A 22,502-nucleotide genomic window follows, 5' to 3' on the forward strand; every position below is an offset into this window, starting at 1 on the left:
CTCACCCCTGCCCAGCCTGATGAGCGGCGCTGTCGCCCAGCTCACGCCCCTGATGGCGCATCAGCCAGACCTGCTTCACCAGTTGCGCAATGTTGGCCGCGGCGTCCCGCTTGCCCATGTGGAAGGCGCGCAGCTTGATATTGGCGAGATCCCCTCCGGGCACAAACAGGGACTCGAGCACGGCGGGAAGACGGTCGAGCTCCACAAGGTCGCCCATTCCCGATCGACGCAGGTAGTCCACGTTGTGGCGCTCCTGACCGCCCAGACAGCAGGTAGCGAGAAACGGTCTGCCGCAGGCCAGGGCCTCACTGACACTCAGCCCCCCCGGCTTGCCCACCACCACGTCAGCGGCGCACAGCAGCTTCGACATGTCCTCCACCCAGCCGAATACCTTGAGCTGACTGGGATACTGTTTCTCCAGATGGCGCAGCTTGAGGGTTTCCTTCGCGGATGAACCCGTTGTCACCAGCACCTGATACCCGGGATGGCTGCGCAGCAGGTCCGCCACCGGCTTGACGATTCCGATTCCGTACTGGCCCCCGGTTACCAGAATCGTCCGCCGGTTCACATCCAGACCCAACTGGCGCCTGGCGCCCTGTTCGCTGATGGTGTGACGGAAATGCGGCATCAGCGGGATACCGGTTACCCGGATGCGGGACTTGCTCACGCCCTCCTTCGCCAGGCTGTCCACCAGCTCGTCGCAGGCGACGCAGTAGAAATCGGTTTGCGGCCGCACCCAGGCCGTATGAAGGCCATAGTCGGTAATCACACCGATGGAGGGGATATCCCGGAAGTCCTGCTTCTTCTTGAGATTGGCAAACAGCGCCGCTGGATACATCTGGGTTGCGACCACCACGTCCGGGTCATAGCGTGCGATGCGTTCCCGTAGCCGGCTGACCAGCACTTCGCGCATCAGCAGGAGGATGCTGCGCAGCAGAACGCGGTGCAGCCGTCGCTCCTGGGGCGCACAGATCAAGGTAATGAAGGTATTGATCAGCGCCCGGTCCAGATTCTGGCCGCGATTATTGAACCACTTCGAACGCTCCGGAAACCAGCGCTGCCGCTGGTCCGACAGGAATGCCTTGATGGCCGCATCCGCCGGCGCCTCACCGCTGATCTGCTGCCACAGCCCCACATCCAGATCATAAAGTTTCTGGTAGTAGTCCGGGTGCTCCGTGGCCATACGCAGATAACCGTCCTTCACCGAGCCGGCAACCTCGTCGTCCATAAGCGACCAGAGATCCAGGTATTCCGCATGGAGGTCATTCTCCACAGCCAGTTCCTTTTCAATCGCGGCGGCTGCGCGGGTGTGGCCAAACCCGAGATTGGACGTGAGGAACAGTACCCGAAGATTAATCCTCGTCTGTGGCAATCTGGTCATTCCGACTCTCCCTTATGCGCCGAATGGTCTTGCGAAGCAGTAGCCAGGTCATGGGTATGGTGAGAATCACGCCCGCGGCAAACAGCAGCAGCGTCCATTGCTCCACTTGCAGCCCCGTGGCGAGCATCAGTTTGCGGCCCGCGTATCCCAGGTAGACCAGGGCGACGGTGAAAGGCGCCGAGCCCAGGAAGGTTCCCAGTGAATAACGTGCAAAATTCACCCCTGTCGCGCCACAGACATAATTTTGCACATTAAAGGGAACTATGGGATTGAGACGAAGCAACGCGATGGCAAGCACCGCGTCGCCGCGCATTGCCCGTGCGACAACAGCCATTTTTCCGTTTCGGGAAAAGGCTCCAATAACCTTTTTGGGCAAGAGATAGCGCGCAATGAAAAACGCGAGCGCGGCTCCCGTATTAAGGGCAAGCAGAGCCAGAAAAGTTCCCCAGGCGAAACCGAACACCATTCCGGCGCTGAGGGGAAACGGCGAAAGCGGCGCCATCAGCAGGATGGCCACTACGTAGATCGAGCTGAGCAGAATAAAACCGCCCAGATCCGAGCGGATATAATTGCTGCTAAGCAGTTCCTGCCAGAACTCCTCCGGCACCTGGAAGGCTGCAACCACCAGCACAATGCCCGCGACCAGCGCCAGGACTGCCCGTGCGGGAACCGGAGCTTCCGCCAATGCGGCGCGTTCTTCTTCCCTGAGATTCTCTGGCGGCATACCCCTTTTTACTCCAGTGCCACTCCTGGCATTGGGCCCAAGCAGCTGGCTGTCCTCTGATTACAGAGCGGGCCACCCGTTCGGCCGAGCCGCGGAAACTGGCTGAGTTTCTCTCCAGCAACTTGCGTGAGCAAGTTGCGTGCCTCAAGAATGGATGTGACAGGGCTGGCCACCCTCCCGCACAGGTGAGCTGCTGAAGCTTTAACATCTGTTAGCAGCCGCAGGGGGGGGTCACAGGAGGACGCGCAATGTGTAACTCTTACAGAACGTGGGGTGTAACCCGACATGGTGGGCGTCGCGGGGCTCTGTGTTGGGTTACGGCCGTTGGCCTAACCCAACCTACGACGCGAGTCGGATGAGCGACCCGTAGGTTGGGTTAGCGCCAGCGTAACCCAACAAGTATGCACATCGCAGAGCACTGTGTTGGGTTACGGCCCTTGGCCTAACCCAACCTACGTCGTGGATCGGATCAAACCACAACGTCCGAGCGACCCGTAGGTTGGGTTAGCGCCAGCGTAACCCAACAGGGTGGGCACATCGCGGAGCGCTGCGTTGGGTTACGGCCGTTGGCCTAACCCAACCTACGTCGCGGATCGGATGAGCGACCCGTAGGTTGGGTTAGCGCCAGCGTAACCCGACAGGGTGGGCACATCGCGGAGCGCGGTGGATTGGATGGACGCTCAGCGGCTCAGGTAGGCGATGGCTTCGTCCAGCCCCGCAAGCGTCAGCGGATACATCTTGTCATCCACCAACTGCCGGGTGAGATCGATGCTGGTGGTGTATCCCCAGTGATCCTTGGTGGTGGGGTTCAGCCAGATTACCTTGTCGAAGGTTTCCCGAATCCGCTGCATCCACAGGTAGCCGGGTTCTTCGTTCATGTGCTCCACACTGCCGTACTGGTGGGATATTTCGTAGGGCCCCATGGTCGCATCGCCAACGAAGATGACCTTGTAATCACTGCTGTAGGTATGCAGCAGGTCCATGGTGGGCGTGGTGTTCTGCTGGCGCCGGTAATTGTCCTTCCACACCCGCTCATAGATGAAGTTGTGAAAGTAGAAGTACTCCAGATGCTTGAACTCCGTCCGGCAAGCGGAGAACAGCTCCTCACACACTTTAACGAAAGGGTCCATCGAACCACCCACGTCGAGAAACAGCAGCACCTTCACCGCGTTGTGTTTCTCCGGCACCATCTTGATGTCCAGCAGGCCGGCGTTGCGGGCAGTGGAGCGAATAGTGTCATCCAGATCCAATTCTTCCGCGGAACCGGTGCGGGCGAACTTGCGTAGCTTGCGCAGGGCCATCTTGATATTGCGCGTTCCCAGCTCCACCGAGTCATCGAGATTGCGATACTGACGCTGCTCCCAGACCTTGGACGCCTGTTTGTTCTTGCCCTCGCCCCCGACGCGAATCCCGCCCGGGTGATAACCGCTATGACCGAAGGGCGAAGTACCGCCAGTGCCGATCCATTTGTTGCCGCCCGAGTGCCGTTCCTTTTGCTCCTCCAGGCGCTTCTTGAACTCCTCGATCAACGTCTCGAGGCCGCCCATGGACTCGATCTTCGCTTTCTCCTCGTCGCTGAGCTCCTTCAGAAACTCCGCACGCAGCCAGTCCTCGGGAATAATGGCCTCGATGATGTCGTCGATGCTTTCGAGATCGCGAAAATACGCGGCAAAGGCCCGGTCGAACTTGTCGAAGTACTTCTCGTCCTTCACCAGGCAGGTGCGGGCCAGCAGGTAGAAATCATCGATACTGCCAAACGCCAGACGCTTTTCCATGGCTTCGAACAGCACCAGCAGCTCCTTGATGGAGACCGGCAGCTCCGCGTTTCGCAGCCCGTAGAAAAAATTGACCAGCATAACTAAGTACTCCGCACCTCAATATGTAACAGACGATTCGAAACTCGATCAGTCTGTTCGACTAGCGATTCTCCCTTCGTACCATAAAGGCGAGCCGCTCCAGCATGTGAACATCCTGTTCGTTCTTCAGCAGCGCACCATAAAGCGGCGGAATCGCTTTGGTGGCATCCCGGTTCTTCAGAACCTCGTCCGGAATGTCGTCCGCCATCAACAGCTTCAACCAGTCGATGAGCTCCGAGGTGGAGGGCTTTTTCTTCAGGCCAGGCACCTTGCGCACATCGAAGAAAATGTCCAGCGCCTCGTTCACGAGGTCGGTTTTCAAGGTCGGGAAATGCACGTCGATGATGGACAGCATCGTGTCCCGATCCGGGAAGTTGATATAGTGGAAGAAGCAGCGGCGCAGGAAGGCGTCCGGCAACTCCTTCTCATTGTTGCTGGTGATGATCACAATGGGACGATGCCGCGCCGTCACGGTTTCGCCCGTCTCGTAAACAAAGAAGGACATCTTGTCCAGTTCCACCAGAAGGTCATTCGGGAACTCGATATCCGCTTTGTCCACTTCATCGATCAACAGCACCACCTGTTCATCGGCGTCGAAGGCCTCCCACAATTTGCCGCGTTTGATGTAGTTGCTGATATCGTGGACTTTATCGCTCCCCAACTGGGAGTCGCGCAGCCGGGACACCGCATCGTATTCATACAGGCCCTGCTGGGCTTTAGTGGTGGACTTGATATGCCACTGAATCAAACGCTTGCCCAGGGCCGCCGCAACTTCCTCGGCCAGCATTGTCTTGCCCGTTCCGGGCTCACCCTTAATGAGCAAGGGGCGTTCCAGAGTAACTGCCGCATTGACCGCCATCTGCAAATCCTCGGTGGCGACGTATCTTTCTGTACCTTCGAACCTCATGGACAAGTCCTCTCAAACATTCTGATGCGCCGGAGAGCAGGCATCGCGCAATCCCCGGGGGTAAAAAAACGGAATCACGGAGTCTATCACAGCTTGGAGCGCGGTTAAGGGGATTCACGACCGGTGAAAACAGGCTCCAACCGAGCTATTTTCCGCCGCTATGGAAGGATATAAAATGAATTTATGCCGCTCTTTCGTAAAGCATCGGGAGCTGCCGGGAATGGCCGCAGGAATAGTCGATGGGTGCAGAGCGATCGCGCAAGAAGCGAGTGAAAGCCGGCGGGGCCGGCCTTCCGGATTTGGTGGATGCTCAAATGCCCAGAGTCGGCGTTTTACGCTCGCTGGAGTCGCCCTGCCCTGCACTCGCCTCGCCGGCCTTGGAGTCGCGCTTGCGACGAAACGGCTGTGTGGCCAGATCCACAATCAGATAAATGATATTCGCCAACACGATGGTGATCAGCAGGGGAATCCCCGCATGGGAAAACCCGAGGTCTTCATAGAAGAGGCCTTCGACAAAGGTCATCATCAGCGCGGGGGCGAGAAAGCTTTCCTGGCCCGGGACCGGATAAGGCATCAGCAGGGTCGCAAGAGCGCTGATTCGAAGGATATTGCGAACTAAGGGGATTCGCACCCATCCGGTCATCTTCCACCAGACCAGCATCAGTCCGAGACAGCCCAGCAGGTAGAGGCCCCAGCTGAGCAGGTATTCTTGGCTAGACATCATTAGGTCAGTTACTCCTTGGGCGCGGACCGGCAAGGGCCAATCCGCAAGTATCAGTTCTGGTTCGCCCCGGAGGGCAGAATTGTTTCAGAGAATAGCCGCCGCTTGGGATGAAGTCCAACGATCCACTCACACCCAGCGGACGATGTGCTCCTCGAGCCCATCCGGGTGGACGTGGTCTTCGCTCAGCACCAGGCCCCGAACCGAAGCACCGGCTTCGTGGACACTGTCGCCAGAGCCGGATACCAGTGGGTGCCACTCCGGGAGCGGTTGGCCCTCTGCCAGCAACCGATAGGCACAACTGGCCGGCAGCCACTCGAAGGCCTCCGGTTCCGCCCCACGCAGGTCCACGCAGTCCGGAACCAGGGCCTTGCGGTGCGCGTAATCCCGGCAGCGGCAGGTGTCCGCGTCCAGATAGCGGCAGGCCACGCGGGTGTAGACCAATTCACCGCTGTCGCAGTCTTCAAGTTTGTGCAGACAGCATTTGCCACAGCCATCACACAGGGCTTCCCACTGCGCGTCGCTCATCCGGCTCAGGGGTTTGTTCTGCCAGAAGGTGTCAGTCATCGCTTGCGGCACCGTCGCGGGCCATTTCCCGGGCGACCCGAAGCAGGGCTTCGCCGATGATCTCACGACGCCAGCCCAGCAGGCGCTCGGGCAAGCGGTAGACACCATCCTCCATACCGGAGCGGACCAGAAAGTCGTAGTCGCTCTTCCTGGCCAGCACTTCCGGCGCGAGCTCAAGCTGTTCAGCTTTTTGGCTGGCACAGTGCTTGAGCGCCTTGACCAGATTCCGCTGGCCAATGGGCAGAGGTGCCGGCAGCGCTTCCGGGTGCTGCTCCCGATCCAAGGCGCGGCCCCGTTCGATGGCTTCCAGCGCTTCCGCGCCCACGCGTCGGAGCTGCCTGGGCTCCATCCCCTCCACCCGTTTCATTTCCTCAAGGCTACGCGGCTGCTGCCGGGCCAGATTCCACAAAACCCGCTCATGAAGCACGTGGTTGCGGGGTTGGTCCCGCTCCCGCGCGCGGCGTTCCCGCCACAGGCTGAGCTCGCGCAGCACGGCCAGTTGGTGGGAGTTCAGCTTCCAGGCGGATTTGATGCGCGGATAAAAACCGTTTAAATCGGGCGGTTGTTTGGCGGCGGCCACCAGCAACTCACAATCCTCCCGCAGCCAATTGTGGCGCCCTGCCCTCTCCAACTCAGCTATCAGGACCTCGTACAACGGCAACAGATAGTGCACATCCTGAACCGCGTACTGGAGTTGTTTTTCAGATAAGGGCCGCCGCAACCAGTCGGAGCGGGTCTCCCCTTTCTCCAGGGAAACGCCGAGCATCTTCTCCACCAGCGCCGCATAGGAAGTCGAGCTGCCGTGCGGCAACAGGCTGGCGGCGATCTGGGTATCCACCAGTGGCTCCGGTACACAACCGAGAAAATAATTGAATACTTCCAGATCCTCGGAGCAGGCGTGGAAGACCTTGATCACCGCCGGATTCTGCAGCAGATCGACCAGCGGCTGAAAGTCCGTGATCGGCAAAGGGTCCACCAGGTAGCACTGGTCGCCGGCGTACAGTTGAAACAGGGCGGCTTTCGGATAAAAGGTGTTACTGCGCATGAACTCAGTGTCCATGGCCACTGCGCCCGCGCCGACGAAGTCCGCACAACACTCGCGCAGTGCTTCGTTGCTGGCAACCCAAACAGGCTCAATGTGAGATGGTGTCATGGCATTACTTCTGCTGGTGAAAGGTCACAAAGCGGCCACAAGCTGTCGGCCGGATGACGAGCGCGGGCCGGGCTATACGGCGTAACGGCTGGAAAACGCGTGGGCGAGCGTACCGCCGTCGATGAATTCCAACTCGCCGCCCATGGGCACCCCGTGGGCAATGCGGCTCACTTTAATGCCGCGGCGTTTGGCTTCCTCCGCGATGTAGTGCGCGGTGGCTTCGCCTTCCACGGTGGTGTTGGTTGCGAGGATCAGTTCCTGAATACCCTCTTCCTCCAGGCGGCGGTTAAGCTGCTCCATGCCTATTTCGGCGGGGCCGATCCCGTCGATGGGCGAGAGATGGCCGAGCAGTACAAAGTACTTGCCGCTGAAGTTTCCGGCCTGTTCGATGGCGAACACGTCGGCCGGGGTTTCCACCACACAGAGCAGGGTGCCGTCCCGCTTCTCGTTGCGGCAGACTTCGCACAGTGTCTGCTCCGTAAGAATACGACAGCTCTGGCAGCGGCCCACCCGGTCCACCGCGCGCTCGATCGCGGCGGCAAGCTGGCTCGCCCCCTGTCGGTCCCGCTCCAGCAGGTGAAGGGCCATTCGTTGGGCGGATTTCGGGCCCACGCCCGGCAGGCAGCGCAATGCGCCGATCAAATCGTCAATCAAAGGGCTGAACATTCAATCCAACTATTTTCTCGTTATTGATACTCTGGTTCCTGGAACTCGGGCGAGCCGGCAATCGCTACAGGGGCCATTTGAATCCGGGAATGTTCATACCTTCTGTCATCCCGCCGATCTTGTTCTTGCCCTCTTCTTCAACCTTGCGCACTGCGTTGTTCACCGCCGCGGCAATCAGGTCTTCGAGCACCTCTTTGTCATCGGACAGGAGGCTATCGTCGATCTCTACCTTTTTCACATCATGGCGCCCGGTCATGGTGACCTTGACCAGGCCGGCGCCGGCCTCGCCCTGCACTTCCATGTTGGCCAGGTCTTCCTGCATCTGCTTCATGTGTTCCTGCATGGCCTGCGCCTGCTTCATGATATCGCCGAGACCTTTCATGGCTCTAATCCTCGCTGATTCTGTCGGTGGCCCCACCCGCAAGCGGAACCGAAATACGTTGTTGCCTTGTTTATAATTGCCTTGCTAATGGTTGCCTTGCTGATACACACCCCTCCTTAGCCGAGCGGTGTCACGGACTCTTCCCTGAGGGTGGCGGAAAAGGTGTCGATCAGGTCCTGCACCAGCGGGTCGTTTTTCACCGCGTTCAATGCCTGAGCCTGCCGCTCGGCCTGCCTTCGCGCATTGGCGGCCGCAGGGGTTTCCGTGGTGACCGCGCCCACCTGGATGAACACGCGGATGGGCTCACCGAAGTGATCGCCGAGAATGTCCGCCAGCCGTTGTTGGTGAGACTCGTCGTAGAGTGTGCTGTTGCGCTCATCGAGTACAAATTGCAGCGCGTTATCCGCCCTTTCGACCAGTACGCAGTTCCGCACGGTGTTCTGGATGACGCCGCCGATGGGAAGCTGGTCCACCAGCGGGTTCCAGGTGTCGGGGGTGAGTTCTGCCAGTGTAATCTTCTTGGCAACGGGTGCAGCAGGCGCTTCGGCTCCTGCAGCAGCCTCCGGCTGCCGCGGCGCCGTGGCGGGTTCAGGCTGCACCGGTCGCTCAGCGGTATTCGCGGCGGCAGGCGGCGGTTCGCTGTTGTTTTCGGCAGGTGCTGCCAAACCGGCCCGCGGGTGCTCAGGAACTAGCTGCCCATTGCGCGGCGCCGGCTCGGATGGCTGACCCGTTGCCACAGCTTCACTCGCCGGCGCGGCTTCCGGAGCGGGTGCCGCCGGCGGGGCGGCAGAAGCTTCAGGCTTTTTTGCCCCGGGTCCCTCCGCCGGGGCAACCGGGCCGTCGTCCCATGGGGGAGCCGGATTTTCCGACTCTTGCTGCCTCCCCTGCTGTGGAACAGATTGAGGTTCTGGAACAGATTGCGATTGCGCAGCAGCCTCAGGGGCGTCTGCCGGGGACGCTGGGTTCCGGGCGCCGGGCCCGGAACTCGCCGTCGGTTGCGGCTGAGGCGCTGCAGGCGGGGCCTTCGTGGCACCGGGAAGGCGCTGACCCGGTGGCTCCGAGATGCCTTGGGGCCGAAACGCCAGCATGCGCAGCAGAACCATCTCGAACCCGCCGCGCGGATCGGGCGCCAGGCCCAGGTCACGCCGGCCCAGCAGTGCTGTCTGGTAGAAGAGTTGCACATCTTCGGCGGGCAGTTGTTGAGCCAGGGCCAGGATTTCGTCCCGGTCGCCGAAGGTGTTGTCAATGCCTTCCGGCAGCACCTGGGCAATGGCCAGGCGATGCAGAATACTGATCAGGTTCGCCAGAGCCTCGGCAAAATCCGCCGACTGTTCCGCCAGGGCTTCCGTCGCCTGCAGAATGCGGGGGCCATCGCTGTCGGCGAGAGCCCGCAGAATATCGTAGACCTGGCGCTGGTCGATGGCGCCCAGCATGGCCGCCACATCCGCCTCGGTCACCTTGCCGTTGCCAAAGGCGATGGCCTGGTCCGTGAGGCTCAGGGCGTCCCGCATACTGCCGTCGGCGGAGCGGCCAAGTTGCCACAGTGCGGAGGTCTCGCAGGGAATCATCTCCCGCTCGAGAATGTGCTCCAGGTGCTCCACGATCCGCTCCGGCGACATGTTCTTCAGGTTGAACTGAAGACAGCGGGACAGGATCGTCACCGGCAGCTTGTGGGGGTCCGTAGTGGCGAGCAGGAATTTTACGTGGGGCGGCGGCTCTTCCAGAGTTTTCAACAGGGCGTTGAAGCTGTGACCGGAGAGCATATGGACTTCGTCGATCAGGTAGACCTTGAAGCGGCCCTTGGTGGGCGCGTACTGGACGTTGTCCAGCAGCTCGCGGGTGTCCTCCACCTTGGTGCGGGAGGCCGCATCCACCTCGATCAGATCCACGAAGCGGCCTTCGTTGATCTCCCGGCAGGCGGCGCACTGATCGCAGGGTTCGGAACTGACTCCTGCTTCACAGTTCAGGCACTTGGCGAGGATTCGGGCGATGGACGTCTTGCCCACGCCGCGGGTGCCGGTGAAAAGATAGGCGTGATGCAGGCGGTTGTGGTCCAGGGCATTGATGAGCGCCTTGAGCACGTGCTCCTGGCCCACCATCTCGCGGAATACGCGGGGGCGCCACTTTCTTGCCAGTACCTGATAACTCATTGAAAGGATTGCCTGCGGGGTATCGAAAAGCCCGGATTATAACCCAGGGAGCAGCAGTCTCCTACCGAGCGACCGTGCAGGCGAAAGGGTGGCCGCTGAATGCAGCAATGGCGAAAAGGGGGAAATGGAGGTGACTCAAACCAGCCACACCCCGGCACATGACGTCACCACTACCGTTGCTCCCTTCCGGGCCTGGCGGGGTTTGCAGCTGGTCATTGCGGGGGGACCGGTAAGAGCCACCACAGCGCTGCGCCCGGCACCCATGGTGCCAGACGAGAGGCGCGATTATCGGGACTTTGGCATCCTATTGCAAGGGAGCCTGACGTCAGCTGCCCGTTTCACCGCTTTCGCCGCACCTCAGGCCCGCCCGGACCACCGGATAATCATCGGCAATCGCCGGTCATTGGGTTATCATCCCTGCATTTTCCGCCGGTTACGATTTATGCTGCTTTTCGTCGACAAGCTCACCAATTCCGACTTTTCCTACCTGCACCACGAGCGGGGCCTTCTCGGTGAAACCTGGCTCTCCCACATCGAACTGGAAGGTGAGCTGGACGAACAGGGGATGGTGTGCGACTTCGGCATCGTCAAATCCACCACCCGCGCCCTGCTGGACGACCTGATCGACCACCGGCTGCTGGTCCCCGCCGAGGCGGCCAACCTGCGGCTGGAGGATCAGGGCTCGAATGTGCGCCTGCACTGGGCACTTGAAGACGGGCAGGCCATCGACCACAGCTCACCCCGTCAGTGCGTCACTCTGATAGAAGCCGGGCACATCGATGCCGAGACTGTCGCCCGCTGGTGTGAACAGCAACTGCGCCAGCGGCTGCCGGGCACAATTCAGTCCATTCGCGTTCGCTTTACCACGGAGGAGATCGCGGGCGCCCACTACCAGTACAGTCACGGCCTGAAGAAGCATAACGGCAAGTGCCAGCGCATTGCCCACGGCCACCGCTCGAAAATCAATATTCTCCGCAACGGCGAAGCGGCGCCGGACCTGGAAGCGGAATGGGCGGAGACCCTGCGCGACAGTTACATTGCTACCCGCGCCGACCTGTCCCCCGACGACGACACACCGCCCGGCTACTACCGTTTCGCCTATCGTGCAGCCGAGGGTGAGTTCTCACTGCAATTACCCCAGCGCTACGTCCACCTTATGGACAGTGACAGCACGGTGGAGCACATCGCCGCCCACATTGCGGACACACTCAAAGTTCGCGAGCCGCAACATGCCTATACCGTGCGTGCCTATGAGGGTCAGGGAAAAGGCGCACTGGTCGTGCGTTGACGCAATCAGGCACACAGACGAGCGGATCTATGACCACAGCAGAAGAGCGAATCATCGTCGGCAGCGAAGAGTGGTGTGTCTTCCCTTCGCTCAACATCCCAGCCATCAAGGCCCGGGTCGACTCCGGCGCAAAAACCTCGGCGATTCACGCGTTCAATATTCAGGGGTTTCGCAAGAACGACGAGGATTGGGTCAGCTTTCAGGTTCACCCCCTGCAGAACGACCGCAAGAGTGTGGTGCAATGCGAGGCACCGGTGGTGGACCGGCGCGTTGTGAAAAGCTCCACGGGCACGGCCGAAAAACGCTACGTCATCCGCACCGACATCGAACTCGGTGACAACTACTGGGAAGTGGAGCTCACCCTCACCAACCGGGATTCCATGGGCTACCGCATGTTGCTGGGCCGTGAGGCCATGCTGGGCCGGATGCTGGTGGACCCGGCGGAGAGCTTCTGCGGCGGGCAGTTCAGTGAAGATGAACTCAAAGCATTCTATGGCGAGAACGAGCACCAGAGCGGCCTGAAAATCGGCCTTCTCGCCACCGACCCCGGGCTCTACAGCAACCGCCGCATTCTGGAAGCGGGCACCGCTCGCGGCCACGAAATGGTCTTCCTCAACATCCAGCAATGCTACGTCAAGCTGGATATGGACAACCCCGAAGTCCATTACCTGGGCGGCCACACCCTGACCGACTTCGACGCGGTGATTCCGCGCATTCGCGCAGACGTGACCTTCTATGGCTGCGCACTCACCCGTCACTTCGCGTCTCTGGGAATCTTCGCCCTGAACACGGCCGATGCCATCAGCCACTCCCGGGACAAACTGCTTTCGTTACAGGCACTGCAGTCCGCGGACATCCCCATCCCCACCACGGCCTTCGCCAATTCCCCGGTGGACATCGACGACCTGATCGCGATGATTGGCGGCCCACCCCTGCTGGTCAAACAACTGGACGGTGGACATCACAAGAGCATCAAACTGGCGGAGACCCGGGAGCAGGCCCGCGCCTTCATCAACGATGCGGAGTCCCGTCACGCGAACATGCTGGTACAACATTACGTGAGCGAAGCCGAAGGCAAGAGCCTGCGGTGTTTTGTAGTGGACGGCAAGGTCGTCGCCTCCATGGAGATGACCACGGATTTCAACGATCGCAAGAAGATGCGCCGCAGCGGCCGCGCGGTGCGCAGCAGCGACACGGAAAAACAACTGGCCGTTCGCGCTGCAAAGGCACTGCGCCTGAAAGTCGCCGGGGTCGATATGCTCCGCTCAGCCAACGGGCCGCTGGTCATCGGGGTGACGGCGGTGCCGAGCCTGGAGGAGATGGAACGGGTGACCAACAAGGACATCGCCGGAAAAATGGCCCGCGCGGTAGAGAAGGCATTGGGATGGCGGCTCGCCGCCGGGAAGCAACGGCGCGGCTAACGGAACGCTTGCAGATTCAAGCCCCCGCAGCAATGGAGTGACGTCGGAGCGCCCGTATTGAATCCGGGGTGGTGGTTTCCACCCCGGGGCAGACTGCTGTTCGTAACGCTGCTAAGCGCCATACACCTCGTTGGCCGCCTTCACGGCAACACCGAGGTTAATGTCCGCTCCCACCCCCGCCAGGACGCTCTCCAGCGCGCCCAGACAAAAGCGAACGTTCTTGCGGCTGCTGCCAAAACCCATGAGGCCGATGCGCCAGACCTTGCCGGCGAGCGCTCCGAGACCGGCGCCGATTTCCAGGCTGTACTGCTCCAGCAGCGCGGATCGGACCGCAGCATCGTCCACGCCGTCGGGAATCACCACACTGTTGAGCTGGGGCAGTCGGTGCTCTGCATCGACATTCAACGAAAGACCCATGGCCTCCAGCCCCGCCGCGAATGCACGGTGATTCAGGGCGTGTCGATCCCAGGCTGACTGCAGGCCTTCTTCCTTGAGAATCAGCAGCGACTCGTGCAGCCCATAAAGGGCGTTGATGGGCGCCGTATGATGGTAAGCGCGCTTGCTCTCGCCGCCCCAGTAACCCATCACCAGATCCATATCCAAAAACCAGCTCTGGACCTTGTTTTTGCGGCCTTTAATGGTTTCGATGGCGCGCTCGCTGAAGGTCACGGGAGAGATGCCCGGGACACAAGACAGACATTTTTGCGTGCCGGAATAGACCGCGTCCGCGCCCCAGCCATCCACGTCCACCTCCGTACCACCGAGGGAGGTCACGGTATCCACAATGGAAAGGCAGTCGTACTGGCGCGCCAAAGCGCACAGCGCCCTGGCATCAGACTGTACGCCGGTGGAGGTTTCCGCATGCACGAATGCGAGGACCTTGGCTTCCGGGTGGGCCTTGAGCGCGTCTTCAACTTTGGCGGGGTCTACAGCAGTGCCCCACTCGTCCTGCACCATGACCGCCGTTGCCCCGCTGCGCTCCACGTTCTCCTTCATGCGGCCGCCGAACACTCCGTTCTGGCATACCACCACGGTGTCGCCGGGCTCCAGCAGGTTCACAAAACACGCTTCCATGCCGGCGGAGCCGGGCGCGGAAATCGGCAGCGTGAGTCGATTGGCGGTTTGAAAGGCGTATTGCAGGAGTTCCTTGATGGAGTCCATCAGACGGATGAACTCCGGGTCCAAGTGGCCGATGGTGGGTCGCGCCAGTGCTTCGAGAATGCGCGGATTAACGTCCGAAGGACCGGGTCCCATGAGCGTGCGAACGGGAGGATGGAAAGCTGACATGTGTGAACCCCTGGCAGTGGTGGGAATGGAAACCGCAGGATTCTACACCAAGTGGATCAGCGAATAAAAAAGGCCCGGCTCAGCGTTCGCTCAAGTCCACACTGCCTCCGGGCGGTGCCTCAAACCCGGACCGGTCCACCCGGCTGGCCGCAATTCTCCCCGCAATGTGCGCGGGAATCATGAGCATGAGCTGGGCCGCCAGGGGCTCAGAGGCGTTGCGGGTCAGGTTGCCTGCGATGTAGGTACCGTAGGCGGGATACAGGTCCTTGTAGGCTTCCGCTTGCTGGAAACTGTTGTCCTGGTCCTGCAGGTAGCTGAGGGCATCGCTCGACGCGCGATGCTCATAGTACAGCGCGGCCAGCGGCAGGGCGTAGATGCCCGCATGGAGCCCCTTGTTCGCCCGGCGGCCAAAGTCCTTCGCGTGCCCGGCCTCATGCAGGGCCACGTTGATGTTGTCCGAGTACAAGTAGATGGTATTGGTGTAGGGGTTGTAGGCATCGCCCCCGAAGAACCGCCCCGGAAAAATGGTATAGGACACCACGCTCAAAATGCCCAGGGTAAATCGCCAACCGCCCGCCACGGCCCGGTTTTTAAAAAGGCGCATCCACTGATTGCCGGGCTTGTAGCAGTTCACCAGCACCTGCACGTTGTGGAGTTCGTTATCGTCGATATAGGCGCGCAGAGCTCCGAGGGTCTCGGGGGAGATCTGATGGCTGTCGATGGAGGGGTCCAGCAGAATCAGTTTGCGAAGCAGGCTTTCCGGCCAGATCCAGTCCGCGTGATCGAGAAAGGCGTGCGGCTCGCCGATGTAGAACTGCTGCTCCATCGGCGGCGAAAGCGGCCCGTCCAGATGCATGCGGCCCGTGCCGTACTCATAGGGGGCGGATGCACAGGCGGATAAGAAGAGAACGGCCGCAAGAACAGGGAGGATTGAGGAGTGGCCCAACATCAAAGCGCTTCCATGTCGATTATTGTTGTTCGATTATGGGCGAAAACTACCCCCATACAAACCGCACGTCAACTCGCTTCCCAAGCGGCAAACTCGCGGATGGGCGACGCAAGCGCCTCCGCCTCTGGTACAGAGCGTGCATGGACGCTGAGGTTCAACGCTGAAGATGCGGATGCGGCAGACAGGGAACAGGCTCTGAGATGGCGGAAGCCCGGGGATGGTGGAAAAAAATCTCCAACCGAATGGAGCCTGTGGTTTTCCTGGGCGCAGCCGCGATTGTCATCGCTTTCTGCATCTACGGAGGCGTTTTTACGGAATCCGCGTCCACCGCGTTTTCCGGTGTTCAGTCATGGATATCCGAGACGCTCGGCTGGTATTACGTGTCAGCCACGACGTTCATGCTGATCTTCGTGGTGTGGCTGGCTCTGAGTCCTTTCGGAAAAGTTCGCCTGGGTAAGAAGGACGAGCGACCGGAGTACCGACGGTTGCCGTGGTTCGTCATGCTTTTTTCGGCGGGCATGGGTACCGGTCTCGTGTTCTGGGGAGTAGCGGAGCCCCTGAGCCACTATCTCGACCCGCCCGTCGGCGATGGCAGCACTGCCTATTCGGCCCGTGAAGCCATGCACTACACATTCTTCCACTGGGGGCTGCACCCCTGGGCCATCTACATGGTGTTCGCCGTGGCGGTGGGGTACTTCCATTTTCGCATGGACCTCCCGCTGGCTCCCCGTTCGATCCTGTACCCGCTACTGGGTGAACGCATTCGTGGCCCCATCGGCCATGGAGTGGACATTCTCTGCACCGTGGGTACGCTCCTGGGCGTGTCCACTTCGCTCGGCCTGGGGGCAATGCAAATCAACGTGGGCCTCGACATCTTCTTCCCGGTGGGCATTTCTCCTTTCGTTCAGGTCCTGATTATCGCCGTCATCACCCTGGTGGCTACCGGGTCCGTTGTCCTCGGGGTACGAAAAGGAATCCGCCGTCTCGCACTGCTCAACCTCGCTCTCGCGGGCCTGCTTCTGTTGTTCGTGCTTATCGCCGGCCCAACCGTGGCCATTCTTGAAACCTTCGTCAATTCAATTGGGCTGTATTTCCAGAAGTTGGTGCAAACCAGCTTTTCCATCAACTTTGCGCGAGATACCGAGTGGCAGGCCACCTGGACACTGTTCTACTGGGGCTGGTGGATTTCCTGGTCGCCGTTCGTGGGCATCTTCGTCGCCCGAATCTCCCGCGGACGAACCGTGCGTGAGTTGGTCGCCGCGGGCCTGGTGGCACCGACGCTGGTCACTTTCTTCTGGATGTCCGTGTTCGGCGGAACCGCCCTGCAGTTTCAGCTTTTTGGCGGCGCGGAAATAGCCGAGCAGGTCAAAGGAAACGTGGCCATCTCGCTTCACGCATTGCTGCAGATGATGCCGTGGGCCAGTGTCACCATGATTCTCGCGACCGTCGTTGTAATCATATTCTTTATCACCTCTTCGGACTCGGGCTCTCTGGTGGACGACATCGTTACGTCCGGTGGACATCCGAACCCACCCACAATCCAACGCGTGTTCTGGGCCGTTTCGGAAGGCGCGGTGGCCGCAACCCTTCTGGTGGTGGGAGGCCTGACCGCCATCCAGCAGGCCGCCATCAGCCTGGGGCTACCCATGTCCGTGCTATTGCTGGTAGCGATCGCCTCGTTGATTCGGGTGCAGAGGCAGGAACATGAAGCAGGTACCATATCGTAATCCCGCCCCGCCATCGTACCGGGCCCAGAACGGGCGACCTTCGTCCATCCTTCAAGTATTCCCTGCTTCAATAAAATAGCGCCCAGATGTACTAGTTACCCGCCTTGCCAGCTTCAAGAATCGGGAGTCCTGCCTCCGTTGGTACGTATATGCGTTCTCCCTTGCCGTCCACCCAGACAAAACCACAAGTGGTCGGCCCTTCGTCGAACACCTGGGCAGAGGCGTTGTAATGCTGGAAAGGCTCGTCGACAACCGCCCGGGCTACACGCTGGTCCGTTTCATTCACATCTACACTTCACTGTTGGGTTTCAGAAGGAGACCATGCTTGGCGGGCCTGTTGAATCGTTCTTGGAGAATATGCTGTTCTATCAAGCACCGATGGCCTATGCAGTTTTTTAATCAAAGAAGTCCAGTTCGACCCCATTGATTCTGAGCATATCCAGGGAGAGGGCCTGCCTCTTAGCCAACGCATCTTTCGTACGCATCGGAAGCTGAAGCGCGAAAACGGCGTCCCCGCCATCCTCCTCGGGTTGCGCAACCCAGCCAACGTACCAACCGACTTCCTCCACACCCTCTAGCAAGATCTCCGCGGATTCTCCTTGTTCAATGTCACCGGTTTCCCCGATCGGCAACACCGCTCCGCTCTTGGCATAGAGAGTCCCACCTGAGCCCTCATCACCACGGCCCACGACCATCATATTGGCTACCCGATCCTGATTCTCGGTTGAAGCCTCATGTCCACGGCGACTTAACAGATCCAGAAAAATGATCTGTTCCAGTGCCGATATGCGTAGCGAGCCTGTCAGCCAGAAAGTGGTGAGCTCGTCGCTCGCACCCATGTCCGCATTCCCGTAGTTCAACCTCTTCAACCATTCCCTTTCCCCCTGAACGCCCACCCTTTCGGCTACGCGTTGGTAGAACCAAACGGTGGAGTTCGCCATACCGGTGGCCAGGCTGGTCGGTTGATTCCACGACGACACAATCCGCTCCCTGCCATCTGAATCTTCCTTCTTGAACTCGTCTTTGATCGCTCCAGTCTCCAGCGCGATAAGTGCGTGGGCGATCTTGAACGTTGACGCGGGAAGGACGCGGCGCTCCGCGGCTTCCGAATTGCAAACGAGACGCTCCTCCCGGTCCGGGAAGTACAGAGCGAATGTCGCGCCCGGCGCCTGGTCAGCAAGATAATCACAACCATCAGCGACCGTGTAGGCTTCGGAGCTCGCGAAACTGTTCTCCCGTGTGGGCGGCTCCGCTTGAATACCTGACGACGCCATAACCAGTGATCCCAAGGCCAATCCGCTGAACCAAAGCTTTGAAGTTCTCATTTGATCTTCCCTTCTGAAACGTTGAAATTATAATCAAGTGCCCAAAGCCGCTGTCCGTCCAAATTCCGCCGGCCCGATGTGGCGAATGGCTGTCGGCAACAAGGTCGAAAGATTGTCCGCGAACACGACACCCGAATCTACCCTTGCCGGGTCACACTTCAGAGTTGACATCCCGCAGCACCGCAACTCGCGTGTTCATCTACGCAAGGACGCATTTTCGGACGGTCTGGAGTGTTCGGGTGGTGACGTCCTTTCCGAAGGTTCGCTCGATCAATTGCATGAATGCCGGGTCGTTAGCGGACGGCGTATACGCGGTGAACGCCTCAGAACCGCAGATCTTCAGAATCCGCGCACTGCCCCGCTCAAGGGGGAGTTCCGGCGCTGCGGCCAATGGGCCCCTCAAGAACGTGACGACACACTTGGCCTGCGGCGGGAGATTGAACTCAGCGAACGGCTCCGACTCGATCAACGCCTCAAGGTACTTTACGGAGCGGACCATCGTGCCGAAGCTCCTCCCGAGGCCGTGCTCCATCGCCTTCACGGCACGGCGCTCCAGTGTGCCCTGCCGTGAAGAGCGGCTATCAAAAACCACATTACCACTCGACAGAACCGTTCGGACCCTCTCATAACCGGCCTCTTCAAAGCAACGCCGTAACTCGGCCATCCTGGCGTTCACCGGGCTGACCCCTCGCAGGAAGGCAACGTGGCGGGACATATGGAGCAAGGCCTCAGAACTGAACAAGCCGGACCGATTTGTCCGCCCGACCCAGGACCTGCACGGTGCAGGGCCCCCAACTGTCGGGAATTTCATACTCGGTATCCTTCTCGTAGCCGAAAAACACGTACTTCGCCTTACACCGAAGCTTGACTTCCTGTACCACGTCATTCTCGGCCTCCAGATAAAAGCCACGTTTGTGTAATTCATAGAATGCGTAGCCCTCGTCGTTCAGGACCAGAGGAACAGAGTATGCCACGTCGTTGGTCTTGAGGTTCAAGATCTGCTCGTAGGTGTCGGTAAATCTCTCGACCGCTTCTTTCCCATATTCTTTCTTTATGATCTTGTAACTTTCCGCGGCGTCGGCATATCGTTGGTTCTCGACTTGAAGAATGAACAAGCGCTCCCGGCTGGACCTCAACAACTCACTGGGGAAATTATCCCACTTCCCATTCACATGGCTCTCATTTCTCAGTGCGTCCTCCACATACCCAAGCTCCTCTAGCTTACTGCCGTACCGGGCAGCGTAGAACGATTTCGCCAAGTTCAAGTACGAAGCTTCGTAGTATTTGAAAGGGCGATGCTCGGACAGCTTTACAATCAACTGTTCCGCTTCTTCTTTCTTATTCTCGTCCAAAGCAGTGACCAATCGTTTATACAGCGAGATGAATCGCCTGGAAGCTCCTGCGTTCTCCTCCATAACAAAGTTATACTGGATGTAGCTGCTTCCCGTAACCGGTTTCCCGTCAAGCGCAGCTGGCTCAAACTCTGTTTGGCGCAGAGCCCGAAGAGCGGCTTCTCGAAAGGTTTTGGATCCCTCGGAGCCGACAACGACCGGCTCGAACGGAGTTCCGTCCGGGGCCACCATGAAGTTGATCGTCACCCAGCCCTCGGAGCCGCTTCGCGCTTCGTTAGCTGGGTAGCTCGGCCTGACCGCGTCCTTCCGGATCGGTCCTTCGAAGATCTCTACTTGTGGGTTTTCCTCAGCAAAAAGCGGAGGGGACAAAAGCAATAACAATACTGTGAGTTTTTTGTTCATTGTTAATTATTCCCGTTTTTGCTCCGACCGCAATGGTCGCGGGGAAAGCGCTGCCATTGGTATCGGTCTAAATCTTAGGCGCGAGCGGCCCGAAGAATCCCACGATCTGATGCAACTTCCCATTTGGCGACAACACACCAAAGTCGACTCCCTCTGCAAACACCTTCCCGTCCGCAAGCACCATGCGCCAGGTGAAGCGAAGCTTGTCGTGATGCGCATCTATCCCACTCGTAAGTTCAAGGCGGACGTTTGGGAAATGTTGAAAGACCCTGCCAATGTGATCAACAAGTTCCCGTCTGCCTGCAACGTGAGCGGTGGGGTCGGTGTAAGTACCGTCCTCAGACCATGCCCGTTCGAGTAACTGTTCCCTGAGCGCAGGGTCAGGCTCGCACCAGGCATCTATGTAAAGAGCGATCAGTTCTGACAGTTCCAAGTTTATTATCCTTCTTGTGGTTACGATAAACGCGTTGTTCGTCACGAGGGCGCAGGTTGCCAGCGCTTGATTGTACACGAAGAAATGGAGCCGAATCTTCCCGGTGCTTATCTGAGCTCATACGGTGCCTTCTCCCAAGTCGCTCACCACCACACCCTTTCAGTGCCGCAGCAGTGGGCGGTTTGAAGCCAGCCGCTAGTTGGTAGACTTCGGGAGGCCGTACTCCCGAATATAGATAAAAGACCTGGCGGTCCCAGCTACTCGCAAGTCACCGGCAAATCGTCCCGGGCTCCCCACTCCGCCCAGGAGCCGTCGTAGACACAGACATTGCGGTATCCGCTCAGGTGAGCGGCAAACGCCACCACAGCGGCGGTCACACCGGAACCACAGCTGAACAGCAAACTCATGTTCTTGTCCGGTGCTGTTTCCTTTATCTTTGCAGCCAGCTCGGGTGGCGAGCGAAAGGCCTGCTGTTGCAGAAGACCGTCAAACGGAAGGTTTACAGCTCCCGGCATGTGCCCGCGCCGCAAACCCGGGCGCGGCTCATCGACACGGCCGAAAAAGCGATCCGCGGAGCGGGCGTCGATCACCCGGGCATCATCGCGATTCAGCGCGAACTGCACCCGGCTTGCATCACAGAAATAACTCTCGCGCGGCGCGGCTCTAAAGTCGCCGCTCCCGGGCGCAGGTGCATAGTGATCAGCGACCTCGCCACCGCACTCTTTCCAGGCCGGGAGACCACCGTTCAGCACCGCCACGCGATCAAAGCCCATGGCCTTGAACATCCACCAGGCCCGGGGCGCAGAGAAAATCCCCAGGTTATCGAAGACCACGAGAGCGCTGTTTTGATTGATGCCGAGCCTGCGTGCCTCCCGCTCAAACTGGTCGGCCCTCGGCATCATGTGACGCAGCGAAGTCGCATGATCGCGGAATTCGCCTTCGATATCGAAGCGACGTGCGCCGGCAATCGTCACAGTTCGCGCAGGGGTGGCCTTTCCGGGCGGGGGCATGCTGGCGTCGAGCAAAATCAGGTCGGCGCGATGTCCGTTTTCCTGCAACCAGTTGCAATCGACGAGCTCGCTTGGTAACGGACAATTAGCCATGACGTGCCTCCTTTTTCTTACAACCTATCACCGGCGACCCCGAAGCTTTTGGAAGATCTCTGTCCAATGCGACGGATTAACTAACAACGTTAATCCGATGCCAAGTTGAAGAAAGAGACCAAGGGGAGACAAAAGGGTCGCATACGACAGCTCTATGGAATGCTGGAGGAATCCGAGGGACCGCGGCAAATAAGCTAGCGCATCTACGACAAAGTAAGCTCCCCCTAGTTGCAAGAGAAACTTCTGTCCGTTCCGGTCCAGCATTTGACCTCCAGTGCTGGACGCACTCGCCAAGGTCGACCGAGCGGCGACCCAAATCAAGTAAGCTGCGACAACGCCTATGACAACAAAGCCACCTATTGCTGTGACATAAACATACTCGGGGACCACGCGGCCTTGGTATTGCTCAACACCGGTAAGGAGAAGCGCCAAGCTCGGCACGTTCATAATGACTTGAACCAATAACCATAGTGAAAATAGCCGAATCGAAATCGCTGTAACTTCCTTGGTAGTCATGGGTCACCTTTTAACGAACCTGTAGAAAAACGTTTTCGAGAAAGCGCGTGTCTACAGTCAGTTTGTCTTGTCGGCAGTGATCATTATTCAAGCATTTTCGCTTAACATAATCACCGAAGTTGCGGGCACATAACTGTGGATATGCCTGTGAATCACGCTACAGCGCCATAATTCATCAACTTCTCGATATTA

Annotated in this window: 22 protein-coding genes and 1 other RNA gene; 3 read left to right on the forward strand and 20 right to left on the reverse strand. The window is 59.3% G+C overall.

Going from position 1 to position 22,502, the window contains the following annotated elements; translation table 11 throughout:
• Position 1 precedes the first annotated feature (1 nt).
• From ACURWW_RS12560 to ffs, 11 genes are all read right to left on the reverse strand, one after another.
• On the reverse strand, positions 2 to 1,381 hold the full coding sequence (locus tag ACURWW_RS12560) for an MGDG synthase family glycosyltransferase (RefSeq protein ID WP_445617368.1): 1,380 nt from the start codon (positions 1,379 to 1,381) through the stop codon (positions 2 to 4).
• The gene (locus ACURWW_RS12565) at positions 1,353 to 2,105 is read right to left on the reverse strand and encodes a TVP38/TMEM64 family protein (protein WP_445617367.1); all 753 of its coding nucleotides are present in this window, start codon (positions 2,103 to 2,105) and stop codon (positions 1,353 to 1,355) included. Before ACURWW_RS12565 ends, ACURWW_RS12560 begins: the two co-directional genes overlap by 29 nt.
• 680 nt (positions 2,106 to 2,785) lie before the next feature.
• Positions 2,786 to 3,961 (reverse strand): vWA domain-containing protein, encoded by a 1,176-nt coding sequence (locus ACURWW_RS12570; protein ID WP_445617366.1) that lies wholly within the window; start codon positions 3,959 to 3,961, stop codon positions 2,786 to 2,788.
• 61 nt (positions 3,962 to 4,022) lie between these two features.
• Complete coding sequence (locus ACURWW_RS12575; RefSeq protein WP_445617365.1) at positions 4,023 to 4,868, reverse strand: AAA family ATPase; 846 nt, start codon at positions 4,866 to 4,868, stop codon at positions 4,023 to 4,025.
• A gap of 310 nt (positions 4,869 to 5,178) precedes the next feature.
• Positions 5,179 to 5,592, reverse strand: coding sequence for a hypothetical protein (locus ACURWW_RS12580; protein ID WP_445617364.1), 414 nt, complete (start codon positions 5,590 to 5,592; stop codon positions 5,179 to 5,181).
• A gap of 126 nt (positions 5,593 to 5,718) precedes the next feature.
• A complete protein-coding gene (locus ACURWW_RS12585; protein ID WP_445617363.1) occupies positions 5,719 to 6,156 on the reverse strand; it encodes a YcgN family cysteine cluster protein in 438 nt (145 codons plus the stop codon).
• A complete protein-coding gene (rnd, locus tag ACURWW_RS12590; RefSeq protein WP_445617362.1) occupies positions 6,149 to 7,309 on the reverse strand; it encodes a ribonuclease D in 1,161 nt (386 codons plus the stop codon). The genes ACURWW_RS12585 and rnd overlap by 8 nt, the downstream gene beginning before the upstream one ends.
• Positions 7,310 to 7,381: 72 nt before the next feature.
• Positions 7,382 to 7,975 carry a recombination mediator RecR gene (gene recR, locus ACURWW_RS12595; RefSeq protein ID WP_445617361.1) on the reverse strand — a complete coding sequence of 198 codons (594 nt, stop codon included), beginning with the start codon at positions 7,973 to 7,975 and terminating at the stop codon, positions 7,382 to 7,384.
• 64 nt (positions 7,976 to 8,039) lie between these two features.
• The gene (locus tag ACURWW_RS12600; RefSeq protein ID WP_445617360.1) at positions 8,040 to 8,357 is read right to left on the reverse strand and encodes a YbaB/EbfC family nucleoid-associated protein; all 318 of its coding nucleotides are present in this window, start codon (positions 8,355 to 8,357) and stop codon (positions 8,040 to 8,042) included.
• A 116-nt stretch (positions 8,358 to 8,473) separates the two neighbouring features.
• Positions 8,474 to 10,507, reverse strand: a complete 2,034-nt coding sequence (gene dnaX / locus ACURWW_RS12605; protein ID WP_445617359.1) for a DNA polymerase III subunit gamma/tau — start codon at positions 10,505 to 10,507, stop codon at positions 8,474 to 8,476.
• A gap of 135 nt (positions 10,508 to 10,642) precedes the next feature.
• Positions 10,643 to 10,739: signal recognition particle sRNA small type (gene ffs / locus ACURWW_RS12610), an RNA gene on the reverse strand.
• 210 nt (positions 10,740 to 10,949) lie between these two features.
• Here ffs and ACURWW_RS12615 point away from each other — a divergent pair.
• On the forward strand, positions 10,950 to 11,795 hold the full coding sequence (locus ACURWW_RS12615) for a 6-pyruvoyl trahydropterin synthase family protein (protein ID WP_445617358.1): 846 nt from the start codon (positions 10,950 to 10,952) through the stop codon (positions 11,793 to 11,795).
• Positions 11,796 to 11,824: 29 nt separating this feature from the next.
• Positions 11,825 to 13,216, forward strand: coding sequence for a RimK family alpha-L-glutamate ligase (locus tag ACURWW_RS12620; RefSeq protein ID WP_445617357.1), 1,392 nt, complete (start codon positions 11,825 to 11,827; stop codon positions 13,214 to 13,216).
• A gap of 111 nt (positions 13,217 to 13,327) precedes the next feature.
• Here ACURWW_RS12620 and ACURWW_RS12625 read toward each other — a convergent pair whose 3' ends face one another.
• Both ACURWW_RS12625 and ACURWW_RS12630 read right to left on the reverse strand, forming a co-directional pair.
• Positions 13,328 to 14,503, reverse strand: a complete 1,176-nt coding sequence (locus ACURWW_RS12625; RefSeq protein ID WP_445617356.1) for a pyridoxal-phosphate-dependent aminotransferase family protein — start codon at positions 14,501 to 14,503, stop codon at positions 13,328 to 13,330.
• A gap of 79 nt (positions 14,504 to 14,582) precedes the next feature.
• Positions 14,583 to 15,452: a hypothetical protein gene (locus tag ACURWW_RS12630; protein ID WP_445617355.1), complete on the reverse strand. Its 870-nt coding sequence runs from the start codon at positions 15,450 to 15,452 to the stop codon at positions 14,583 to 14,585.
• Positions 15,453 to 15,652: 200 nt separating this feature from the next.
• Between ACURWW_RS12630 and ACURWW_RS12635 the strand changes: the two genes are divergently transcribed.
• Positions 15,653 to 17,179 (forward strand): BCCT family transporter, encoded by a 1,527-nt coding sequence (locus ACURWW_RS12635; protein ID WP_445617354.1) that lies wholly within the window; start codon positions 15,653 to 15,655, stop codon positions 17,177 to 17,179.
• Positions 17,180 to 17,270: 91 nt separating this feature from the next.
• Here ACURWW_RS12635 and ACURWW_RS12640 read toward each other — a convergent pair whose 3' ends face one another.
• From ACURWW_RS12640 to ACURWW_RS12670, 7 genes are all read right to left on the reverse strand, one after another.
• Positions 17,271 to 17,465 (reverse strand): hypothetical protein, encoded by a 195-nt coding sequence (locus ACURWW_RS12640; RefSeq protein ID WP_445617353.1) that lies wholly within the window; start codon positions 17,463 to 17,465, stop codon positions 17,271 to 17,273.
• A gap of 109 nt (positions 17,466 to 17,574) precedes the next feature.
• Entirely contained in the window at positions 17,575 to 18,504 is a 930-nt protein-coding gene (locus ACURWW_RS12645) for a penicillin-binding transpeptidase domain-containing protein (protein WP_445617352.1), read from the reverse strand.
• 199 nt (positions 18,505 to 18,703) lie between these two features.
• Positions 18,704 to 19,315: a DUF1697 domain-containing protein gene (locus tag ACURWW_RS12650; protein WP_458618495.1), complete on the reverse strand. Its 612-nt coding sequence runs from the start codon at positions 19,313 to 19,315 to the stop codon at positions 18,704 to 18,706.
• Positions 19,233 to 20,258 carry an energy transducer TonB gene (locus ACURWW_RS12655; RefSeq protein ID WP_445617350.1) on the reverse strand — a complete coding sequence of 342 codons (1,026 nt, stop codon included), beginning with the start codon at positions 20,256 to 20,258 and terminating at the stop codon, positions 19,233 to 19,235. The genes ACURWW_RS12650 and ACURWW_RS12655 overlap by 83 nt, the downstream gene beginning before the upstream one ends.
• Positions 20,259 to 20,325: 67 nt before the next feature.
• Positions 20,326 to 20,691: a nuclear transport factor 2 family protein gene (locus ACURWW_RS12660; RefSeq protein WP_445617349.1), complete on the reverse strand. Its 366-nt coding sequence runs from the start codon at positions 20,689 to 20,691 to the stop codon at positions 20,326 to 20,328.
• Between the two features lie 257 nt (positions 20,692 to 20,948).
• Entirely contained in the window at positions 20,949 to 21,794 is an 846-nt protein-coding gene (locus ACURWW_RS12665; protein ID WP_445617348.1) for a sulfurtransferase, read from the reverse strand.
• A 27-nt stretch (positions 21,795 to 21,821) separates the two neighbouring features.
• Positions 21,822 to 22,310 carry a hypothetical protein gene (locus tag ACURWW_RS12670; RefSeq protein ID WP_445617347.1) on the reverse strand — a complete coding sequence of 163 codons (489 nt, stop codon included), beginning with the start codon at positions 22,308 to 22,310 and terminating at the stop codon, positions 21,822 to 21,824.
• Positions 22,311 to 22,502 lie beyond the last annotated feature (192 nt).

This window comes from Gilvimarinus sp. F26214L, from assembly GCF_054401055.1.

What these genes read in the sequence shown, in the direction of transcription:
- ACURWW_RS12650 (WP_458618495.1), bottom strand. Translation starts at nt 19,315, where the DNA reads ATGAAATTCCCGACAGTTGGGGGCCCTGCACCGTGCAGGTCCTGGGTC.
- ACURWW_RS12625 (WP_445617356.1), bottom strand. Translation starts at nt 14,503, where the DNA reads ATGTCAGCTTTCCATCCTCCCGTTCGCACGCTCATGGGACCCGGTCCT.
- ACURWW_RS12600 (WP_445617360.1), bottom strand. Translation starts at nt 8,357, where the DNA reads ATGAAAGGTCTCGGCGATATCATGAAGCAGGCGCAGGCCATGCAGGAA.
- ACURWW_RS12565 (WP_445617367.1), bottom strand. Translation starts at nt 2,105, where the DNA reads ATGCCGCCAGAGAATCTCAGGGAAGAAGAACGCGCCGCATTGGCGGAA.
- ACURWW_RS12615 (WP_445617358.1), top strand. Translation starts at nt 10,950, where the DNA reads ATGCTGCTTTTCGTCGACAAGCTCACCAATTCCGACTTTTCCTACCTG.
- recR (WP_445617361.1), bottom strand. Translation starts at nt 7,975, where the DNA reads ATGTTCAGCCCTTTGATTGACGATTTGATCGGCGCATTGCGCTGCCTG.
- ACURWW_RS12655 (WP_445617350.1), bottom strand. Translation starts at nt 20,258, where the DNA reads ATGAACAAAAAACTCACAGTATTGTTATTGCTTTTGTCCCCTCCGCTT.
- dnaX (WP_445617359.1), bottom strand. Translation starts at nt 10,507, where the DNA reads ATGAGTTATCAGGTACTGGCAAGAAAGTGGCGCCCCCGCGTATTCCGC.
- ACURWW_RS12560 (WP_445617368.1), bottom strand. Translation starts at nt 1,381, where the DNA reads ATGACCAGATTGCCACAGACGAGGATTAATCTTCGGGTACTGTTCCTC.
- ACURWW_RS12630 (WP_445617355.1), bottom strand. Translation starts at nt 15,452, where the DNA reads ATGTTGGGCCACTCCTCAATCCTCCCTGTTCTTGCGGCCGTTCTCTTC.
- ACURWW_RS12580 (WP_445617364.1), bottom strand. Translation starts at nt 5,592, where the DNA reads ATGATGTCTAGCCAAGAATACCTGCTCAGCTGGGGCCTCTACCTGCTG.
- ACURWW_RS12620 (WP_445617357.1), top strand. Translation starts at nt 11,825, where the DNA reads ATGACCACAGCAGAAGAGCGAATCATCGTCGGCAGCGAAGAGTGGTGT.
- ACURWW_RS12665 (WP_445617348.1), bottom strand. Translation starts at nt 21,794, where the DNA reads ATGGCTAATTGTCCGTTACCAAGCGAGCTCGTCGATTGCAACTGGTTG.
- ACURWW_RS12585 (WP_445617363.1), bottom strand. Translation starts at nt 6,156, where the DNA reads ATGACTGACACCTTCTGGCAGAACAAACCCCTGAGCCGGATGAGCGAC.
- ACURWW_RS12575 (WP_445617365.1), bottom strand. Translation starts at nt 4,868, where the DNA reads ATGAGGTTCGAAGGTACAGAAAGATACGTCGCCACCGAGGATTTGCAG.
- ACURWW_RS12645 (WP_445617352.1), bottom strand. Translation starts at nt 18,504, where the DNA reads ATGAGAACTTCAAAGCTTTGGTTCAGCGGATTGGCCTTGGGATCACTG.
- ACURWW_RS12570 (WP_445617366.1), bottom strand. Translation starts at nt 3,961, where the DNA reads ATGCTGGTCAATTTTTTCTACGGGCTGCGAAACGCGGAGCTGCCGGTC.
- rnd (WP_445617362.1), bottom strand. Translation starts at nt 7,309, where the DNA reads ATGACACCATCTCACATTGAGCCTGTTTGGGTTGCCAGCAACGAAGCA.
- ACURWW_RS12635 (WP_445617354.1), top strand. Translation starts at nt 15,653, where the DNA reads ATGGCGGAAGCCCGGGGATGGTGGAAAAAAATCTCCAACCGAATGGAG.
- ACURWW_RS12670 (WP_445617347.1), bottom strand. Translation starts at nt 22,310, where the DNA reads ATGACTACCAAGGAAGTTACAGCGATTTCGATTCGGCTATTTTCACTA.